Here is a 19949-nt window from a genome sequence, read left to right on the forward strand (position 1 = left end):
TAAAAATAGACAATCATTATGCCAAAACCAAAAATAGTCTGCTTTGAAATTTTCAATTGACATTAATATTAGGATAGAAAAGCAAAAGCATAAAAAAAGCCGAAACTAATTTCGGCTTTAAAAACAAAAAAATGGTTATTCTAGTTTAGTTTAATTTATATGAAACTAATTCTGAAGATGTACCAGTGTATGAAAACTTGATAATACCAACACCTTTAGCCATCCAGTACTCCGCTTCTGTTGTACCAGCAGATACTCCTTGCGCAGAAGTTTCTAGTTTGAATTTAAACTTGATAACATCTTTATAGGTAACACCTTTTATAGTAGCTGTTGCTCCTTTTTCTGTAATAGTACCAGTATATTTTGTTGTTGTTTTAATTGCAGTTATTCCTGCGTAACTAGTTTCTTGTGAATAGCTTCCTGTCCAAGTTTTGTTTACATCTAAATTATCTTTGAAAAATATAAAGTCATACCCAGTGATTTTGCCTGATACACCATTAACGTTAATATTAATATCGCTTAATTTGATAAGATATTCTCCATCAGTTTTTTTCAAAGATGCTGTAGCTGAACCTCCTATGTCAAGCCCGTCAGTTGGAGCTGCAAAGAATTTATCGAATTTATAATAAGTACTTTGACCGATTTTTTCTGTACCGATAATTTTCATCGTAGTTTCTGTACCGCCTTGGTTCAAAACCCATTGGTTACCAACTGCAGCCGGCCAATAATCTCCTTGAGAAGCTTCTGGAGTTTCGTTATCGCTTTCAGAATCATCACTAGAACATGATGTAAATAATGTTGTTGACACAAATAATGCAAGCAGCGCAAGACTCTTAATTTTTTTCATAGTTTTATTTTTTTTTAAATGGTGATGGTAAATAATTTTTGGTAAAAGTATACGAATCATTTCGTGCTTCCTTACGGCATTACGTAAAAGCTAAAAAAAAATTAAAATTATTTTTATAAAACTGTAACATATCAAAATTTATCAAGTCCTTAATAAAAAACCAAAACATTACTTGAGCATAACCAATCAAAATATCGAAGAACTAATTGCGCTTTGTAAAGATAATAATCAAAAAGCGCAGTTTGAAATATACAATCGCTATAGCAGGGCGATGTATAATGTTGCGTATCGTATTGTAAAAGACGAACATTTTGCACAGGACGTCATGCAGGAAGGATTCTTGAAAGCTTTTACAAAAATTAACGATTATAAACAGGAAGTAGCTTTTGGAGCTTGGCTGAAAAAGATCATTGTGAATTACAGCATTGATTTTTATAAAAAAAACAATTCATTTCTGGTTGAAGATCTAAGCAAATCGCTTTATAAAATTGAAGAAGATGACAGCTTTTTTTCTGAGAAAATCGATTTGAATTCGCTCAAAGTAAAACAGGTTTTGGATACCATTTTAGGCCTTAAAGATAATTATCGAATGGTATTGACGCTTTTTTTTATTGAAGGTTACGATCAGGAAGAAATCTGCGAAATTTTAAAAATCAGCTACGCCAACTGCCGTACCACATTAAGCAGAGCAAGAGAAAGTTTAAGAAAAAAATTAGAGGAAATATGAAAAAGGAGAATGACAATTTAGAGCAATTATTCGAAAAATTTGAAAATCAATGGGACCTACAGGAATTAAATCCTGACCATCAAATGGATTTTCTGCAAAAATTAAATAAAAAACAGCCTAAGAAAAAATATTGGTTTGTAACTGCCATTGCAGCATCAATTGTTCTGATGCTCGGAGTTTCTATCTTTTATAAAATTGACAAACCAAAAGAATTCAAATTTGCTTCTAAAGAAACCAAAAGAACCGATTCGATTTTCAATATTTTGATCGATAATGAACTTGTTAAGCTAAAAGAAAAAAGCTCTCCAGAAAATGAACAGATCATTAATGATGCCTTAAAACAAATGAAAGTTTTTGATGCGGATTATCAAAAAATCATTAATGAACTGCAAAAAAACGGAGAAAACAAACAAATTATTTATGCAATGATCAGCAATCTTCAGACCCGTATTTCATTTTTACAAACGGTTTTGAAGCGAATTGAAGAAAACGAAAATTTTAAAAACAACAGCGATGAAAAAACATTATAATCTTCTTATTTTATTCCTACTAATTCCTTTTTTAGGATTAGCAAATGATGACAATTACATTTCTAAACAAAAAAATATTAAAAAAACCTATATCGTAAATTCTAATGCGGGAATTGACATTGACAACCGTTACGGCAATATCACGGTCACTACTTGGGACGAAGATAAAATTGATCTTGATATCACGATAAAAGTGACAGGACCAAATGAAAATTGGGTAAACGAAAAACTAAACAGTATTGAGGTAGATATTACCGCCTTAAAAAGTATGGTTACTGCGGTTACTACTATTGGAAGTTCTTATCTAAAAAGTAAAGGCAGTAATAACAGCTTTGAAATTAATTATGTCATTAAAATTCCGAAAAACGGCGGCGCAAAACTTTTCAATAAATATGGAAACATTACGACTCAAAATCTGGAAGCTCCAATTAATTTAAGCTGCAAATACGGAAAGATCAATTTAGGAAGATTAAACGGCGCTAATAATCAAATCGAAATCGCTTATTGTCAAAATTCTGCTATTGATTATATCAAAAGCGGCAATGTGCACGCACGTTATTCTGGGCTTAAAATCAATGAGTCGGGAAACTTAAATTTAGATACCAATTATACCGATTTGAATCTTAACGAAGGAGGAAATATCAGATATGAATGCAATTATGGAAATTTTAAATATCAAAAAATAAATTCACTTTCGGGATCAGGAAATTATATTACGGTTGCTGTCGAAAATGTTTCAGATAATATTAATGTAGATACTAATTATAGTAAAATAAGCGTGGCAAATCTGTCGCAAAAGGCTGGAAATGTAAGTATAAACTCTGGTTACACTGATGTTTATCTTGGGTATGATGCCAATTATGCTTTTGATTTTGATATTTCGGTTAAATATTCTGGAATAAAGCACGACAATTCACTTGATATTTCTACTTCTGAAACCAAAAATACTTCAAAGAAAATCAGCGGTTTTTACAAGAAAAAAGGTAAAAATAAAGTCAATATTACTGCTACTTACGGCAATGTCACATTGGCAAAAAAATAAGCAAATCATCTATAACAATCAAAAAATCAAACAATGAAAAAATCAATCTTACTGTTAGTCATAAGCGTATTTTCTATCACCAGCTCTATAAATGCGCAGGAAAAAAACAAATTAAATGGAAACGGAAACGTTGTATCAGAAACCCGGACAACTTCGGATTATGACGGAATTAAAATCGCAGGTTCTTTTGATGTGGATTTGGTTTCTGGAAAAGAAGGGAAAATTATCCTTAAAGGAGAAGAAAATTTATTAAGTGCTATTAAAGTGGAAGTTGAAGATAATTCGCTGAAAATTTACGTTACCAACAACACCCAAATTCGACCAAGCAGCGGGAAGAAAATTCAAATCACAGTTCCTTTCCAAAAAATATCTTCAATAGCCTTAGCAGGATCTGGAAATATTGAATCCAAAGATGTTATTAAAACAGATAACTTTTCGGTAAAACTGGCGAGTTCAGGAAGTTTTTCACTGCCTGTTGATACTAAAAGTTTAGAATTAAATGTCAGCGGTTCTGGAAACATCCATTTAAAAGGAAAAACAGATCATTTTACAACAAACCTTTCAGGTTCTGGAGATATTGACGCTTCTGATTTAAAATCAAAAATTGTTGAAGCAAGAGTGGCCGGTTCTGGAAATAGTAAAGTTAATTGTAACGAAAGTTTAACAGCCAGAGTTTCTGGTTCTGGAAATATTAAATATGCAGGAAATCCAGAGAAAAAAGATGTAAAAGTTTCTGGATCGGGAACAATCTCTAAAGTTTAATTATTGAAAATAAAAATCACGAATTACATAAAACTATCATCAATCAAATAATTTCTTGCAATTCGTGATTTGGTTATTAATAAAGACGTTTCGTCAATTCGGAACGTCTTTTTTATGTACTCTTCTCAAAAGAAATATCGCAGTAATAAAAAATATTCCTAAAATTACAATCGCTGCACGCGGGCTTCCGGTAATTTGATCAATAATTCCGTAAACACACATTCCGATCACAATTCCAACTTTTTCTGCAACGTCATAAAAACTAAAGAATGACGCCGTATCTTCTGTTTCTGGCAATAATTTTGAATAAGTAGATCTTGATAATGCCTGAATTCCTCCCATAACAAAACCTGCGACAGTTGCCATGACATAAAAATGAATTGGAAGGGTGATAAAAAAAGCTAAGGCACAAAATACCGCCCATATACCATTTATAAAAATTAATGTGGGCACATTTCCAAATTTCTCAGAAGCTCTGGATGTTAAAACAGCTCCAACAACTGCTACTAGTTGAATTATTAAAATACAAATAATAAGTCCAATTGTACTTTCTTCTTTTGAAGACCACTGGATTTCCTGCGCTCCAAAATACGTTGCGACTAACATAACTGTTTGTACTGCCATGCTCGAAACAAAAAATCCTCCTAAATAACGTTTTAACGGCACAATATTCTGCAATGTCGCCCAAACTTTCTTAAGTTCTTTAAAACCGTTAAACACAACGTTTTTGGTTAACTTCTGCCCTGTTTCTTTGCTTCCTTTTGGAAGATAATAATACGTGTATTGACTAAATAAAATCCACCAGACGCCGACCATTACAAAAGAATAACGCATGGCTTTCATTGCTGCTTCTCCCTCGGTACCAGAAATTCCAAAAATTTTCGGCTTCATTATCATCGCTAAATTGATGATCAATAAAATTACGCTTCCGATATATCCTAACGAATATCCTTTGGCACTAATTCTATCTTGTTGCTCTTCAAAAGCAATATCGGGAAGATAAGAGTTATAGAATACCAAACTGCCCCAATACCCAAGCAATCCTAAAAAATATAAAAATAAACCAACATAAATATTTTCAAGATTGAACCAATATAATCCCATACAGGATAAAGCTCCAACGTAACAGAAAAATTTCATGAACGATTTTTTATTCCCAACGTAATCGGCAATTCCAGATAATAATGGAGAAATAAAAGAAACAACCATAAAAGCAAAAGCAGTAATAAAACTAATTAATGCAGAATTTTTAAGATGCAGTCCAAAAACATCAATATAATGATCACGGTCAGAAAATAAAGCCTCGTAAAAAATTGGAAAAACTGCCGAAGCAATCGTAAGAGTATAAACTGAATTGGCCCAATCGTAAAATGCCCAGGCATTCAGAAGTTTTTTATCTCCTTTTTGTAGGTGTTTCATATTCTATTTTAGTTAAGAAGCTACGAATGTATTTATTTTTTTGGATAATTAAATTACTTTTAGATAAATCGTTTATTAAAAAATCTTAAATAATATCTAAAGCCAGCCTATAAAAAAAGCTATTCAGGTAAGAATAGCTTTTGTATTTTTAAGTTTCTGTTTTATTTGATAACGCCAACTTTTAAAGCGGTTGCTTTTGCTTCTGGAATTAAAGCTTTTAAGTTTGCAATCCTTGTGGCATCAGAAGGGTGTGTACTCATAAACTCTGGGGTACTAGAGCCTCCTGATTTTGCAGCCATTCTGCTCCAAAAAGAAATAGCTTCATCTGTATTGTAGCCTGCAATTGCCATTAAAGTTAAGCCGATTTTATCTGCTTCACTTTCATTACTTCTGCTAAACGGCAGCATCACTCCTACTTCTGTTCCCATTCCGTATGCTTGAGAAAATATAGCTTGTGTTGTTGCAGATTTACTGCTGGTTGCAGCATCTAATACGGCTCCTCCAATTTGTTGCAGCTGTGCAGCACTCATTCTTTGTGCTCCATGATTTGCCAACGCGTGAGAAACCTCATGTCCCATAACTGTTGCTAAGCCGGCTTCGTCTTGAGTAATTGGCAAAATTCCAGAGTAAACTACAATTTTTCCACCAGGAAGACACCAAGCATTCACTTCTTTATTATCAACTAATTTATATTCCCAGCGATAATCTTTTAAATATTGAGACTGACCCAAAAAAGTTAAGTATTTTTCTGCCGCCGCCTTTATCTTTAAACCGACCTGTTCTACTCTTTTTGCATCTGCAGTTCCTGTAATAACTTTGTTTTCAGACAAAAATGTACTGTATTGCTGAAAAGAGGTTGGAAATAATTCACTGTTTGAAACAAAATTCAAGTTCTGTTTTCCTGTAATTGGATTCGTTGCACAGGCTAAAACAAGACTACTGAAAATCCCTAAAAACAAATATTTTTTCATAATTAAGCTGTTTTATAAAAACAAAAATACAATTATAAATGAATTTTCAACTTATACAATTTGTCAAAAAAGTATCAGAATTAGACTATTCTCCTACCAAATGAAGTTCATTAAACTCTTTATCAACTAGTAAGAATTTATTTGCATCAAAATTAATTTTGTCAAATGCTATCTTTTCGTTATCAATTTCTATTTCTGTCACTTGAAAAGGAAGTCCGATCAGGTTTATTTTGTATTTTGAATAAGGAGTATCGTATTTACCTTCTTTATGCAGCTGAATAATCAGTTCTTTTTCTTTTCCTATAGTTCTTAGAGACAAATGGCTGTAACGTCCTTTTTTATAATCGTAACCATCCTGAGCATCCTCATAAACTGCTGATTGCTCTTTACCATTTTTATAATAAACATCAAGTGTTAGTTCATCAAATTCTAATTCGCCCACATACTGCTGTACTGGATATTTTGGAATAATAGCTCCAGCTTTTACAAAAACAGGAATTTCGTCAAATTTGGTATCTATCCAGATCTCCCTTCCGCCAACAAAAAGCTCGTTGGTCCAATAGTTATACCACTCACCTCTTGGAATATACATGCGTCTGCCTACAGCATTAGGTTCAAGTATTGGACAGACTAATATTTGATTTCCAAAGATAAATTCATCATTTCTGTAATGCGTTTGTGTATCGTCCTGATCGTAATAAACAAGTGGTTTTAACATCGGGATTCCTTCTTCGATATACTGCCAAAACATGGTATATAAATACGGCAGTAATTGGTAGCGAAGGCTGACGAATTTTCGAGTGATATTAATTACTTCTTCGTCAAAAGCCCAAGGTTCTTGATTTCCATGATCTCCAGACGAGTGTGTTCTGCAAAATGGGTGAAAAACACCTAACTGAATCCATCTGGCATACAATTCTCCTGTTGGCTGTTCTGCAAAACCTCCTATGTCTGAGCCTGTAAATCCCATTCCAGAAATAGACAAACGCTGTACTTGGATATTAGCAATCCATAAATGTTCCCAAGTGGCTACATTGTCGCCTGTCCATGATGATGTGTAGCGCTGTGCACCAGCATAAGCCGATCTGGTAATTACAAACGGACGTTTTGGATAAACAAAACGTTTTACACCATGATAAGTGGCTCTTGCCATTTGAGTTCCGTAAATATTATGCGCTTTTCTATGAGAGCAAGGATTTCCGTCATAAACATGGCGCACATCCATTGGGAATGTTTTATTGGGCACCTCCATTACGGCAGGTTCGTTCATATCGTTCCAAACTCCTTTGACTCCTATATCTGAAATTAATTCTTTAAATAAACCTGCCCACCACTCTCTAACTACGGGGTTTGTATAATCAGGAAAATTACATTCTCCAGGCCATACTTTTCCTTTCATATAAGGTCCATCAGCTCTTTTACAGAAATAATCTTTTTCTAGTCCTTCTTTATAAACCCAATAATCTTTGTCAATTTTAATTCCTGGATCGATAATCACAACCGTTTTAAAGCCATCTTCTGCCAATTCTGCCACCATTTTTTTTGGATCAGGAAAAAAGTCTTTATTCCATGTAAAACAACGAAATCCATCCATATAATCGATATCGAGGTAAATCGCATCACAAGGAATTTTAAGTTCTCTGAATTTTGACGTGATTTCTTTGACTTTACTTTCCGGATAATAACTCCATTTACATTGGTGATATCCTAAGACCCAAAGCGGCGGTAATTCTGGTTTACCTGTTAAATCCGTATAAGTGGTTACAACATCCTGCATTTGAGGACCGTACACAAAATAATAGTTCATTTCTCCTCCTTCTGCCCAAAAACTGGTAACATTTCGTCTCTCTTGGCAAAAGTCAAAAAAAGTTCTAAAAGTATTGTCGAAAAATATTCCGTAAGATTGTTTATTATGAAGACCAATATAAAAAGGAACAACTTTGTACAATGGCTCTTGATCTTTTTGATAAGCATATTGATCTGTAGCAAAATTTTCGACCCTTTTTCCTTTCAGGTTCATTTGAGTTGCTTTATCTCCAAGGCCGTAATAACACTCGCCGTCTTTAGAAAATTTGCTCATTTTTACAATGTTTCCACCGTATTCATAGCTTTCTTCCCAATGAAACCCTAATTCATCTTCTAGAATCAAAAAATCATTTAGATCATAAATCGATAAACGCAGATCAGCTTTCTGAATTTTACATTTTACCTTGCTGGTTCTGATCAAAAAATAAGTTTCTTCTTCGGTAAGTTCTAAAAAATTATATCCGTGAAGCTGCGTTTTATCAATTGCATAGGAAAAGTCATTACTAAAATACCCTTTTGTAGTAAACCTGAAACGAATTAGACTGTCTCTTAGGATGGTAACTTTTAAAATTACTTTGTTTGTAGTGTTAAAAAAAATAGAATCACCTTCATGCTCATAAGAAGCAATTTTTGATGGATATAAATCGCCTTTATATTCTAATGATGTATTTGTAATCATATCACTTCTGAATTAATTTATAGAACTTTTTTCTATTTCAAACATACAAAAAAACTAGATAAACCCCTATGAATAAAAGGTTTATTAACGAAAACGTTTTTTCTGAATGTCTGTCAAATTTGATAATCAAAAAACAGGAATTCAATAATTTTAAAACCATAAATTGACAAAACAATAGTGTTCAGAATATGATTTAAATTTTAGGCAAAAGAAAAAACAATTACACCTAACGGCGGTAAAATTAATGATGCAGAATAATCCCTTCCATCATAAGGTACAGCTTCTATCGTAATAGTTGCTTCGTTCTGGACATCACTTCCTCCATAAGCAGCAGCATTGGTATTAAATAGTTCTTTTAGCTTTCCTTTCTTAGGAATTCCGATTCTGTAATTTTCCCGAAGAACCGGGGTGAAATTGCAAACTACAACTAGATTTTCATCTTCATTATTTCCTTTTCGAATGTAAGACAGCACCGCATTTTGATGGTCAGAATAATTGATCCATTCAAAACCTTCTCCTGAAAATTGTTTTTCATATAAAGCAGGCTGTGATTTATACAATTGATTCAAATCTGTAATCAGTTTTTTAATTCCTGAATGATAGTCGTATTCAAGTAAGTGCCAATCTAAGCTGTTCTCAAAATTCCATTCGTTGGTTTGTCCAAATTCTGCCCCCATAAATAGCAGCTTCGTACCAGGGTGTGTAAACATGTAACCATAAAGTAATCTCAAGTTAGCAAAACGCTGCCATTCGTCTCCTGGCATTTTATAGATCAAAGACTTTTTTCCGTACACTACTTCATCATGTGAAAAGGGCAGCATAAAATTTTCGGTAAAGACATAAGTCATAGCAAAACTCAATTCATTTTGATGGTATTTGCGATAGACCGTTTCTCTCTGAAAATATTGTAAAGTATCGTGCATCCATCCCATCATCCATTTCATTCCAAAACCTAAACCGCCAAAAGAAGTAGGTCGAGAAACCATCGAAAAAGAAGTACTTTCTTCTGCAATTGTTTGTACATCTGAGTAATTAGAATAAATTACCTCATTAAATTCTTTAAGAAAACTTATGGTATCCAGATTTTCATTTCCGCCAAAGATGTTGGCCTCCCATTCACCATCTTTTCTAGAATAATCCAGATATAACATAGAAGCTACTGCATCTACTCTTAAACCGTCAACATGATAATGCTGCAGCCAAAAAAGCGCGTTACTGATTAGAAAAGCTCGAACTTCATTTCTTCCATAATTAAATACCAAACTTTTCCAATCTGGATGATACCCTTTTCTTCGATCGGGATGTTCGTATAAATGCGAACCATCAAAAAAACCGAGACCGTGAGCATCTTCTGGAAAATGAGACGGCACCCAATCTAAAATAACTCCAATTCCGGCTTGATGTAATTTATCGACCAAAACCATAAAATCCTGCGGTTTACCAAAACGTGAAGTTGGTGCAAAATAACCTGTGAGCTGGTACCCCCAAGAAGGATCATACGGATACTCCATTACCGGCATAAATTCGACATGAGTAAAACCAGTATCTTTTACATAAGCAACCAAATCATCGGCAAGTTCCAAATAGCTCAAAAAGCGATTATGATCGGCTCGTTTCCATGATCCTAAATGTACTTCATAAACTGAATAAGGTTTATCTAAAGCATTATAATCCTTTCGATTAACCATCCAATTTTCATCTTTCCAAGTGTAATCTAAATCCCAGACTACTGATGCAGTGTGCGGCGGTTTTTCACAATATAAAGCAAACGGATCTGCTTTTTCTGTTACTACACCATTAATCTTAGATTCAATTTTATATTTATAAAGTGCGCCTTTATCTAAATTCGGAATAAATCCTTCCCAAATTCCAGAAGAATCCCAGCGAACCTGCAGTTGATGTTCGCCTTGAACCCAATAATTAAAATCTCCTACAACCGATACCGCATTAGATGTAGGAGCCCATACAGCAAAATAAACACCTTTTACTCCATCAACTTCAATTAAATGCGCGCCCAATTTTTCATATAATCTATAATGTTTTCCGGCTTTAAAAAGAGCAATATCAAAATCGGTAAAAAGAGAATGGGTAATAACTTTATTCATAGCAGTATTTTAAGCAATATTGGAATTTTAGTGTTGAAATTGTATGAGATTATTCTATTCTGAAATTATCTAAAAGTACAACCCCTTTTTTAATAACCACAATTCCGTCCTTAATACTATACAGTTCATTGGTAAAATTATCCAAATGTTTACCGCCGTTAATGTGAACATTATTTCCAATTCTAACATTTTTGTCTAGTAAAGCATTTTTGATAAAACAATTTTCACCAATACCTACATGAATTTTATTAATACTGCTTTCATGATTTAGTTCATCCAGGTCTTGATAAAAATCATTTCCCATTACATAGCAGTTTTCCAAAATTGTTCCTACTCCAACTCTAGAGCGAATTCCTATTACAGAACTTTTTATTTCTTTGGCATTAATAATACAGCCTTCAGAAATTAAGGATTGATTGATAATAGAATTTCTAAATTTTGAAGGAGGCAGTAAACGAGGACGTGTAAAAATTTTATTATCATTATCAAACAAATTGAACTCTGGAATATCTGCTGTTAAGCCAATATTTGCCTCAAAAAAGGATTCAATATTTCCAATATCCGTCCAATATCCTTCATATTGATAACTTAAAATCTTATGTTTTCCAACGGCTTGCGGAATAATTTCTTTTCCAAAATCTTTTGTGTCAGGATCGGCCATTAACTCTTCAAGTAAAGACTTATTGAAGATATAAATTCCCATTGAAGCAAGGTATTTTTTACCTTTTGCATACATTTCTTCACTCACATCAGATTCCCATTCAGGTAAAAGTGAGGCATTTGGTTTTTCGATGAATGCTTCTATACAGCTTTCATGGTTGGTTTTCAAAATTCCAAATTCTGGTGCGTCTTTAGCATTTACGGGTAAAGTGGCTATAGAAATGGCCGCATTGTTAGCAATATGAGCTTCAAGCATTTCGTTAAAATCCATTTGATACAATTGATCTCCTGAAAGTATCAATGCATGGTCAAAATCATGTTTTAAGAAATGAGACATACACTGGCGGACAGCATCTGCAGTACCCTGAAACCATGTTGGATTGTCTGGGGTTTGTTCTGCAGCCAAAATATCAACAAATGACTGGCTAAAAATGCTAAAATTAAAGGTGTTCTTAATATGTGCATTTAGCGACGCCGAATTAAACTGAGTCAAAACAAATATTTTAAAAATATCTGAATTAATACAATTTGAAATCGGAATATCGACCAAACGATATTTTCCACCAATGGGTACAGCTGGTTTTGATCTTGTTTCTGTTAATGGAAACAAACGAGATCCCTGTCCTCCTCCTAAAATAATAGCGACAACATTTTTCTTTTTAAATTTCATTTTGCTGAATTTATTAAGTTGTATATTTTGATGTATTCCTCACATACTTTTTCCCAGGAATGATCTGTTGTCATTCCTCTTAAAATTATTTTATTAAAACTTTCTTTATCAGCAAATAACCCTATTGCACGATTAATAGAGTAACAAATATCGCCGACAGATGCCTGGTCGTGGCAGATTCCGTTTCCGTCGTCTCCAAAATCTATTACAGTATCACGCAATCCGCCAGTTCTTCTAACGATAGGAACTGTGCCATAACGCAATGCATACATTTGATTCAGTCCGCATGGCTCTACTCGAGAAGGCATTAGAATAAAATCCGAACCTGCGTAAATTAAATGTGCCAAATCTTCATTATATCCTATAAAAACATTGTAATTTCCAGTATAATCATTTCTCAGCTGCTGCAGTTGATCTTCTATTACAGCATTGCCAGAACCTAATATGAGTATGTTTATATTTTCAAAATTCTCAGACAAAGCTAATGCTGCAGCCTGAGGAAGCAGGTCACCGCCTTTTTCTTCAAATAATCTCCCAATAAAACTAAATAATGGTTTTGACGGATCTAATTCAAACTGTTCACAAAGTTTTTCTTTGTTTTTTTGTTTCCCTAACTCAAATGTTTCAGATGAATAATTAAAAGCAATCATTTGATCTTTGAATGGATTCCAAATTTCAGTATCGATTCCATTTAAGATCCCTTTCGATTTATTGCTGACAGATTTAAACAAATCCTCTAAACCGTTTGCAGCATAATTAATTTCATTCAAATAACTCGGCGAGACTGTTGTTACTGCATTTGCACATTTAACTCCCACCGCCAATGAATTAATTGAATTATTCCACTCTAAAAATCCAACATGTTTCAAATCAAATTCTGGCAGATAATATAATTTATCAAACCCAAACCATCCTTGGTACAAACCATTATGAATTGTTAAAACCGTTTTAACATCTTTAAGGTCTTCATACTTATAAGCAAATTGCAGTAAAAACGGAATTAAACCGGTATGATGATCATGGCAATTAATAACGTCCGGAACTTTACTTCTTGCAATAATCCAGTCTAATGCCGCAATCTGAAAAGACAAAAATCTTTCGATATCATCTTCATATCCATAAACATTCGGACGGTTAAACAATTCATTAATTTCTATTAGATACAATTCATAACCAAGTTTATCTGTAGTCTCTTTTAAAACACTAAAAGGAAAATTGAAATTTCCTAATTTAACTGTTCCCCAATGAACACATTCAAAGTCATTTTCATTTCTAAACTTTGTATCATAACCAGGAATTACCACTCTAACATTATGTCCCGCAGCTTTTTGATATTTAGGCAATGCTCCAACTACATCTGCTAAGCCGCCGACCTTCGCAACAGGGTAACATTCTGCACTAATATGAAATATTTCCATCTAGAAATTAATTTGTGATTATTTTTAAAGAAGCAATAATTATATGCTATTTTTATGTTCTTTAAATTTAGGAAAAAATAAGCAAACTACTGCTTCAAAATAAATTTTATCGAAATGGCAAAAAAGGCAATTAATCCTACTAAATCATTAAAAATTCCTGCAATAATTATAATATCTGCGAAAATCTGCGCATTATTATCTACAAAACTTTTAACAAAATTTACTGCAAGAATATTTACAACCCCTATAAAACATAAAGTTCCTAAAAGGGAACTGCATATGGATACTAAGAGTATTCAAAAACGCATTAACGTTCCATCAGTAGGTAAAAATATTGTTACTTATCATTATGGGCAGAATGATCGTAAAATTTTGCTTGTACACGGCTGGTCGGGACGCGGCACCCAATTGTTCAAAATTGCTGAGGAACTTTTACAAAATGGTTATTCAATCGTAAGTTTTGATGCTCCTGCACATGGAAAATCCGAAGGAAAAACTACAATAATGTCGGAATTCATTGCTTCTATCCTTGAAATTGAAAAACAATATGGCCCTTTCGAAATTGCAATCGGCCATTCATTGGGTGGAATGTCGGTATTGAATGCCATTAAAGATGGTCTCAAAGTAAAAAAAGCAGTCATAATTGGAAGTGGCGATATTGTACAGGATATTTTGGATGAATTCATATTCAAATTGAAATTGAAAAAACAAAACGGAAATCTTTTAAGAGACTTTTTCGAAAAAAAGTATCAACTAAAAATGGATGATTTTTCAGCATATCGTGCAGCACAAAAAATTAATACTCCCGTTTTAGTAATCCATGATAACGATGATCCTGAAGTTCCTGTTAAGGCTGGAATACATATTCATCAGAACCTAAAAAATGGATCATTATTTTTGACTGATGGATTGGGGCATCGGAAAATACTTGGAAATCAAAATGTTATAAAAAAAATACTAGAATTCATTAAAATCGATTAACTTTATATATAACTCTTTGTATAGCAGCATTAAAAAAAACAAAATGGATTTATTTGGAGAAACTTTGAACTGGGAAACTAAATTAAAACCCATTTTAAAAAAATATAAAGGCAAAAAACATCCTTTAGATTATCAAAATACGTATCAATTATTGGTTATGGTTGTCTTATCTGCTCAGGATTCTGATGCTAATATTAACTCAATTGCAACAGTTTTATTTGAAAAATATCCAACACTTAAAAGTTTATCACAAACAGATTTAGATACATTTCTGCCTTATATAAGCAAAGTTCGAAATCATGGAACTAAAGCACAATGGCTTTTAGAAATAGCGAAAACAATTAAAAATGACAATGATATTCCTTTAACAATGTCAGGATTAACGGCATTAAAAGGCATCGGAGGAAAATCTGCTAATGTTATTTTAAGAGAAACAAATAAACCTGCTGAAGGGATTATAGCTGATTTACATGTGATAAGAGTGGCTCCTAGAATTGGAATAATAAAAGAATCTAAAGACGGTAATAAAGTGGAGAAAGATTTGATGGAAGCCTTACCCAAAAAGATTTGGTCTGAAATTGGAATGGCAATCTCATTTTTGGGTCGTGAAATTTGCAGACCTAAACCAAAATGCCCTGAATGTCTTCTGACAGATATTTGTTTATATTATAATACTGAAATACTTAAGAACTAGCTATTTTCTTCTCGTATCAATTAAATAAATTATTTTCCAAGAATCTTTTTCTTTAAATAACGTAAAAGTATTAACGCCTGAATGACTCAATTTATCATTTAAATAAAATTCATACGGCGCCCATACATGAGCCATTGACCCGTCAATTTGAATATTATAACTCAATATTTTTTCAATGAATTTTGTATTGGAAGGAATTGATGCAATTGATTTATAAAATTCTGCCGCACTTTCGGTACTCAGCTTATTTCCTTTTACAGAATTTTCTATGATTGACTGCAAGATAATTTTATCAGAACAAACCAATTTTATTTTAGCTGAATCTTTTTGATGAAATCCTTCAAAAAAAATTTCAATACATTTCTGAACTTCCTGTTTTTGTGCCTGCGTTGTTAATACAAAAAACAAACAAAATGAAATAAAATAGATTTTCATATAATAGTGTTTTTAATTAAACTCAAAATTATAAAAAAAGGATTAAAATTCAGCAAACATAGATTTAGGTCTTGATTTGGTATTTTAGAAAAAGTAAAATTATAAAATTAAGAGGCTAAGGTTAATTTTATTCCAAAAAAAAAACTTCAATTAGCAGAAGCCAATTGAAGTTTTAGTACTCAGAGCGGGACTTGAACCCGCACGAACATTGCTGTTCACTGGATTTTAAGTCCAGCGTGTCTACCAATTTCACCATCCGAGCATTATGTGGTACCTCCAGGGATCGAACCAGGGACACATGGATTTTCAGTCCATTGCTCTACCATCTGAGCTAAGGTACCTTAAAAAACTTATAAATAAGTAATTTAGAATAAAAAACCCCGTCTATATAAAACAGGGTTTTAAAAAGAAAGGCGACGACATACTCTCCCACATAACTGCAGTACCATCTGCGCAGGCGGGCTTAACTTCTCTGTTCGGGATGGGAAGAGGTGAGCCCCGCCGCAATAACCACCTTAAGAAGTTATAATTGCTTTGGGCAATCTGTTTTAATTAACAATTGATAATTGACAATTCATAATTAAAACCAATATCTTAACATACTGAGATAAAGAAATACAATAAATTTGGTTAGAAAGTTTCCTCCCGGGTCTTTGGACCCGGGAAAAGGGTGTACATAAGCTTACGGATTATTAGTACTACTCGACTATGACATTACTGCCTTTACATCTATAGCCTATCAACGTGGTCATCTTCCACGATCCTTAAAAGAAATCTCATCTTGTGGTGGGTTTCGCGCTTATATGCTTTCAGCGCTTATCCCTTCCCAACGTAGCTACTCTGCGGTGCCCCTGGCGGGACAACAGATACACCAGCGGTTAGTCCAATTCGGTCCTCTCGTACTAGAATCAGATCCACTCAAATTTCTAACGCCCGCAGTAGATAGAGACCGAACTGTCTCACGACGTTCTGAACCCAGCTCGCGTGCCACTTTAATGGGCGAACAGCCCAACCCTTGGGACCTTCTCCAGCCCCAGGATGTGACGAGCCGACATCGAGGTGCCAAACCCCCCCGTCGATATGAGCTCTTGGGGGAGATCAGCCTGTTATCCCCGGCGTACCTTTTATCCTTTGAGCGATGGCCCTTCCATGCGGAACCACCGGATCACTATGCTCTACTTTCGTACCTGATCGACCTGTATGTCTCTCAGTCAAGCTCCCTTATGCCATTGCACTCTACGCACGGTTACCAAGCGTACTGAGGGAACCTTTAGAAGCCTCCGTTACTCTTTTGGAGGCGACCACCCCAGTCAAACTACCCACCAAGCAATGTCCCCCACAATATGGGGTTAGGCCTCAGATAAACAAAGGGTTGTATTTCAACAATGACTCCACAACGCCTGGCGACGCCGCTTCATAGTCTCCAACCTATCCTACACATCATTTATCCAAGGTCAATACTAAGCTATAGTAAAGGTGCACAGGGTCTTTTCGTCCCACTGCGGGTAAACGGCATCTTCACCGTTACTACAATTTCACCGAGCTCATGGCTGAGACAGTGTCCAGATCGTTACACCATTCGTGCAGGTCGGAACTTACCCGACAAGGAATTTCGCTACCTTAGGACCGTTATAGTTACGGCCGCCGTTTACTGGGGCTTCAATTCAATGCTTCTCCGAAGATAACATCTCCTCTTAACCTTCCAGCACCGGGCAGGTGTCAGGCCCTATACTTCATCTTACGATTTTGCAGAGCCCTGTGTTTTTGATAAACAGTCGCCTGGACCTCTTCACTGCGGCCCCGATTGCTCGGGGCGACCTTTCTCCCGAAGTTACAGGTCTATTTTGCCTAATTCCTTAGCCATGAATCTCTCGAGCACCTTAGGATTCTCTCCTCAACTACCTGTGTCGGTTTACGGTACTGGTGCTTATTACCTGAAGTTTAGAGGTTTTTCTTGGAAGCCCTTAGGCGCACTATCTCTTTGTCCGAAGACTCCGAGTACTATCGTATTTCACCAAGCTCTACGGATTTGCCTGTAGAGCCTATAGTTAGGTACTTTAACGAACTATTCCGTCAGTTCGCGGCGCTTTCATCACTCCGTCACCCCATCACAGTAATAAGCAGTACGGGAATATTAACCCGTTGGCCATCGACTGTCCCTTTCGGGTTCGCCTTAGGTCCAGACTAACCCACAGCTGATTAGCATAGCTGTGGAAACCTTAGTTTTTCGGTGTGCGGGTTTCTCGCCCGCATTATCGTTACTTATGCCTACATTTTCTTTTCTGACCAGTCCAGCATCCCTTACGGAACACCTTCAGCCCTGTCAGAATGCTCCCCTACCACTTACAGTAAACTGTAAATCCATAGCTTCGGTAATATGTTTATGCCCGATTATTATCCATGCTCGTCCGCTCGACTAGTGAGCTGTTACGCACTCTTTAAATGAATGGCTGCTTCCAAGCCAACATCCTAGCTGTCTGGGCAGACAAACCTCGTTCTTTCAACTTAACATATATTTGGGGACCTTAGCTGATGGTCTGGGTTCTTTCCCTCTCGGACTTGGACCTTAGCACCCAAGCCCTCACTGTTATCAATCATTATACAGCATTCGGAGTTTGTCAGGAATTGGTAGGCGGTGAAGCCCCCGCATCCAATCAGTAGCTCTACCTCTGTATAACTAAAATAACGCTGCACCTAAATGCATTTCGGGGAGTACGAGCTATTTCCGAGTTTGATTGGCCTTTCACCCCTACCCACAGGTCATCCGAAGACTTTTCAACGTCAACCGGTTCGGTCCTCCACTGTGTGTTACCACAGCTTCAACCTGCCCATGGGTAGATCACACGGTTTCGCGTCTAACACTACTGACTAAAGCGCCCTATTCAGACTCGCTTTCGCTGCGGATCCATACCTGAAGTACTTATCCTTGCCAGCAGCGTTAACTCGTAGGCTCATTATGCAAAAGGCACGCCGTCACCCCACGAAAGGGCTCCGACCGCTTGTAAGCGTATGGTTTCAGGATCTATTTCACTCCGTTATTCACGGTTCTTTTCACCTTTCCCTCACGGTACTGGTTCACTATCGGTCTCTCAGGAGTATTTAGCCTTAGCGGATGGTCCCGCCAAATTCAGACAGGGTTTCACGTGCCCCGCCCTACTCAGGATACCACTATCTATTACACTTGTTGCCCATACGGGGCTTTCACCCTCTGCGGCGTCACTTTCCAGCAACTTCCGGTTCCTTGTGCATAAAATATCGTGGTCCTACAACCCCAGTCAGGCCGTAACAAGACTGGTTTGGGCTGTTCCGCGTTCGCTCGCCACTACTTACGGAATCACTTTTGTTTTCTTCTCCTCCGCCTACTTAGATGTTTCAGTTCAGCGGGTTTGCCCACCTATCGGTGTGTTATGTCTTCAACATAACGGGTTGCCCCATTCAGGTATCTGCGGATCAATCGGTGTGTGCCCGTCCCCGCAGCTTTTCGCAGCTTATCACGCCTTTCATCGCCTCTGAGAGCCTAGGCATCCCCCATACGCCCTTATTTTGCTTATTGTACCCAGTCATAAAATTAATTACGACCGTTTTTTTTTGTTCTTTACAATAAAATTGTAAAAAACGCTTTCTACTTTTATTATTTTCTTATCTCAATATGTCAATGAACTTTTATTTACTATGCTTATAGTAAACCAGTGGAGAATAACGGAGTCGAACCGTTGACCTCCTGCGTGCAAGGCAGGCGCTCTAGCCAGCTGAGCTAATCCCCCATTTTTAAATCTTAGATTTTAGAATTCAGATTTTAGATTACTGATTCTGATCTAATTTCCTTTGGTGAATCCCAGCTTCCAGAATTTCCTTTAAATCAAGCTTTTCAGTCTATTGTTTTAAATCTAAAATCTGAGATCTTAAATCTAAAGTCAAATAGTAGTCCCGGGCAGACTCGAACTGCCGACCCCTACATTATCAGTGTAGTACTCTAACCAGCTGAGCTACGAGACTCTGTTTTACTTAATTTTCATTTTTTTTCAAATTAACAGCAAGAGTAATACAGTCTTGGAATTCCAAAACATCAAATATCCATCTTATTTCCAAGGCGTGTCCGAAGACTAACACCAAGGCTCTAGAAAGGAGGTGTTCCAGCCGCACCTTCCGGTACGGCTACCTTGTTACGACTTAGCCCTAGTTACCAGTTTTACCCTAGGCAGC

General features: G+C 35.6%; 14 protein-coding genes, 4 tRNA genes and 3 rRNA genes. 6 read left to right on the forward strand and 15 right to left on the reverse strand.

Annotation, left to right across the window (positions count from 1 at the left end; translation table 11 throughout):
- Positions 1–145 precede the first annotated feature (145 nt).
- Positions 146–847, reverse strand: a complete 702-nt coding sequence (locus C4F50_RS07580) for a hypothetical protein (RefSeq protein ID WP_193845799.1) — start codon at positions 845–847, stop codon at positions 146–148.
- 172 nt (positions 848–1019) lie between these two features.
- Between C4F50_RS07580 and C4F50_RS07585 the strand changes: the two genes are divergently transcribed.
- Genes C4F50_RS07585 through C4F50_RS07600 form a run of 4 tightly spaced genes read left to right on the forward strand, consistent with a single transcriptional unit; the run spans position 1020 to position 3908 of the window.
- Positions 1020–1574: an RNA polymerase sigma factor gene (locus tag C4F50_RS07585; RefSeq protein WP_193845800.1), complete on the forward strand. Its 555-nt coding sequence runs from the start codon at positions 1020–1022 to the stop codon at positions 1572–1574.
- Positions 1571–2104: an anti-sigma factor gene (locus tag C4F50_RS07590; protein ID WP_193845801.1), complete on the forward strand. Its 534-nt coding sequence runs from the start codon at positions 1571–1573 to the stop codon at positions 2102–2104. The genes C4F50_RS07585 and C4F50_RS07590 overlap by 4 nt, the downstream gene beginning before the upstream one ends.
- Positions 2088–3146 (forward strand): DUF4097 family beta strand repeat-containing protein, encoded by a 1059-nt coding sequence (locus C4F50_RS07595; RefSeq protein WP_193845802.1) that lies wholly within the window; start codon positions 2088–2090, stop codon positions 3144–3146. The genes C4F50_RS07590 and C4F50_RS07595 overlap by 17 nt, the downstream gene beginning before the upstream one ends.
- A 33-nt stretch (positions 3147–3179) precedes the next feature.
- On the forward strand, positions 3180–3908 hold the full coding sequence (locus C4F50_RS07600; RefSeq protein ID WP_193845803.1) for a head GIN domain-containing protein: 729 nt from the start codon (positions 3180–3182) through the stop codon (positions 3906–3908).
- Between the two features lie 93 nt (positions 3909–4001).
- Here the strand turns inward: C4F50_RS07600 and C4F50_RS07605 are convergent, their stop codons facing one another.
- The 6 genes from C4F50_RS07605 to C4F50_RS07630 form a co-directional block, all read right to left on the reverse strand.
- On the reverse strand, positions 4002–5327 hold the full coding sequence (locus C4F50_RS07605; RefSeq protein WP_193845804.1) for an MFS transporter: 1326 nt from the start codon (positions 5325–5327) through the stop codon (positions 4002–4004).
- A 161-nt stretch (positions 5328–5488) separates the two neighbouring features.
- Entirely contained in the window at positions 5489–6298 is an 810-nt protein-coding gene (locus C4F50_RS07610; protein WP_193845805.1) for a M48 family metallopeptidase, read from the reverse strand.
- An 85-nt stretch (positions 6299–6383) separates the two neighbouring features.
- Entirely contained in the window at positions 6384–8783 is a 2400-nt protein-coding gene (locus C4F50_RS07615) for a glycoside hydrolase family 31 protein (RefSeq protein ID WP_193845806.1), read from the reverse strand.
- A gap of 200 nt (positions 8784–8983) precedes the next feature.
- Positions 8984–10888, reverse strand: coding sequence for a 1,4-alpha-glucan branching protein GlgB (gene glgB, locus C4F50_RS07620; protein ID WP_193845807.1), 1905 nt, complete (start codon positions 10886–10888; stop codon positions 8984–8986).
- 49 nt (positions 10889–10937) lie between these two features.
- Positions 10938–12218, reverse strand: a complete 1281-nt coding sequence (locus tag C4F50_RS07625) for a glucose-1-phosphate adenylyltransferase (protein ID WP_193845808.1) — start codon at positions 12216–12218, stop codon at positions 10938–10940.
- Positions 12215–13636: a glycogen synthase gene (locus tag C4F50_RS07630; protein ID WP_193845809.1), complete on the reverse strand. Its 1422-nt coding sequence runs from the start codon at positions 13634–13636 to the stop codon at positions 12215–12217. Before C4F50_RS07630 ends, C4F50_RS07625 begins: the two co-directional genes overlap by 4 nt.
- Before the next feature lie 114 nt (positions 13637–13750).
- Here C4F50_RS07630 and C4F50_RS07635 point away from each other — a divergent pair, with 114 nt between their 5' ends.
- Both C4F50_RS07635 and C4F50_RS07640 read left to right on the forward strand, forming a co-directional pair.
- The gene (locus C4F50_RS07635; protein WP_193845810.1) at positions 13751–14617 is read left to right on the forward strand and encodes an alpha/beta hydrolase; all 867 of its coding nucleotides are present in this window, start codon (positions 13751–13753) and stop codon (positions 14615–14617) included.
- A gap of 43 nt (positions 14618–14660) precedes the next feature.
- The gene (locus C4F50_RS07640; protein WP_193845811.1) at positions 14661–15311 is read left to right on the forward strand and encodes an endonuclease III domain-containing protein; all 651 of its coding nucleotides are present in this window, start codon (positions 14661–14663) and stop codon (positions 15309–15311) included.
- On the opposite strand, the gene C4F50_RS07645 is transcribed toward C4F50_RS07640, so the two are convergent.
- The 8 genes from C4F50_RS07645 to C4F50_RS07680 all read right to left on the reverse strand — a co-directional run.
- Positions 15312–15746: a nuclear transport factor 2 family protein gene (locus tag C4F50_RS07645; protein ID WP_193845812.1), complete on the reverse strand. Its 435-nt coding sequence runs from the start codon at positions 15744–15746 to the stop codon at positions 15312–15314.
- A gap of 176 nt (positions 15747–15922) precedes the next feature.
- Positions 15923–16008, reverse strand: a tRNA-Leu gene (locus C4F50_RS07650).
- A 6-nt stretch (positions 16009–16014) separates the two neighbouring features.
- Positions 16015–16087: transfer RNA gene (locus tag C4F50_RS07655), tRNA-Phe, on the reverse strand.
- Between the two features lie 67 nt (positions 16088–16154).
- Positions 16155–16264 (reverse strand): 5S ribosomal RNA (gene rrf, locus C4F50_RS07660).
- A gap of 154 nt (positions 16265–16418) precedes the next feature.
- Positions 16419–19299, reverse strand: a 23S ribosomal RNA gene (locus C4F50_RS07665).
- 137 nt (positions 19300–19436) lie between these two features.
- Positions 19437–19510, reverse strand: a tRNA-Ala gene (locus tag C4F50_RS07670).
- A gap of 158 nt (positions 19511–19668) precedes the next feature.
- A tRNA-Ile gene (locus C4F50_RS07675) sits at positions 19669–19742 on the reverse strand.
- A 125-nt stretch (positions 19743–19867) separates the two neighbouring features.
- Positions 19868–19949 (reverse strand): 16S ribosomal RNA (locus C4F50_RS07680); the annotation flags it as partial.

The organism is Flavobacterium hungaricum, assembly GCF_015182285.1.
GTDB lineage: Bacteria > Bacteroidota > Bacteroidia > Flavobacteriales > Flavobacteriaceae > Flavobacterium > Flavobacterium hungaricum.

Excerpts from the sequence above, each read along its gene's own strand:
- C4F50_RS07580 (WP_193845799.1), bottom strand. The coding sequence starts at position 847 with ATGAAAAAAATTAAGAGTCTTGCGCTGCTTGCATTATTTGTGTCAACA.
- C4F50_RS07590 (WP_193845801.1), top strand. The coding sequence starts at position 1,571 with ATGAAAAAGGAGAATGACAATTTAGAGCAATTATTCGAAAAATTTGAA.
- C4F50_RS07595 (WP_193845802.1), top strand. The coding sequence starts at position 2,088 with ATGAAAAAACATTATAATCTTCTTATTTTATTCCTACTAATTCCTTTT.
- C4F50_RS07600 (WP_193845803.1), top strand. The coding sequence starts at position 3,180 with ATGAAAAAATCAATCTTACTGTTAGTCATAAGCGTATTTTCTATCACC.
- C4F50_RS07605 (WP_193845804.1), bottom strand. The coding sequence starts at position 5,327 with ATGAAACACCTACAAAAAGGAGATAAAAAACTTCTGAATGCCTGGGCA.
- C4F50_RS07610 (WP_193845805.1), bottom strand. The coding sequence starts at position 6,298 with ATGAAAAAATATTTGTTTTTAGGGATTTTCAGTAGTCTTGTTTTAGCC.
- C4F50_RS07615 (WP_193845806.1), bottom strand. The coding sequence starts at position 8,783 with ATGATTACAAATACATCATTAGAATATAAAGGCGATTTATATCCATCA.
- glgB (WP_193845807.1), bottom strand. The coding sequence starts at position 10,888 with ATGAATAAAGTTATTACCCATTCTCTTTTTACCGATTTTGATATTGCT.
- C4F50_RS07625 (WP_193845808.1), bottom strand. The coding sequence starts at position 12,218 with ATGAAATTTAAAAAGAAAAATGTTGTCGCTATTATTTTAGGAGGAGGA.
- C4F50_RS07630 (WP_193845809.1), bottom strand. The coding sequence starts at position 13,636 with ATGGAAATATTTCATATTAGTGCAGAATGTTACCCTGTTGCGAAGGTC.
- C4F50_RS07635 (WP_193845810.1), top strand. The coding sequence starts at position 13,751 with ATGGCAAAAAAGGCAATTAATCCTACTAAATCATTAAAAATTCCTGCA.
- C4F50_RS07640 (WP_193845811.1), top strand. The coding sequence starts at position 14,661 with ATGGATTTATTTGGAGAAACTTTGAACTGGGAAACTAAATTAAAACCC.
- C4F50_RS07645 (WP_193845812.1), bottom strand. The coding sequence starts at position 15,746 with ATGAAAATCTATTTTATTTCATTTTGTTTGTTTTTTGTATTAACAACG.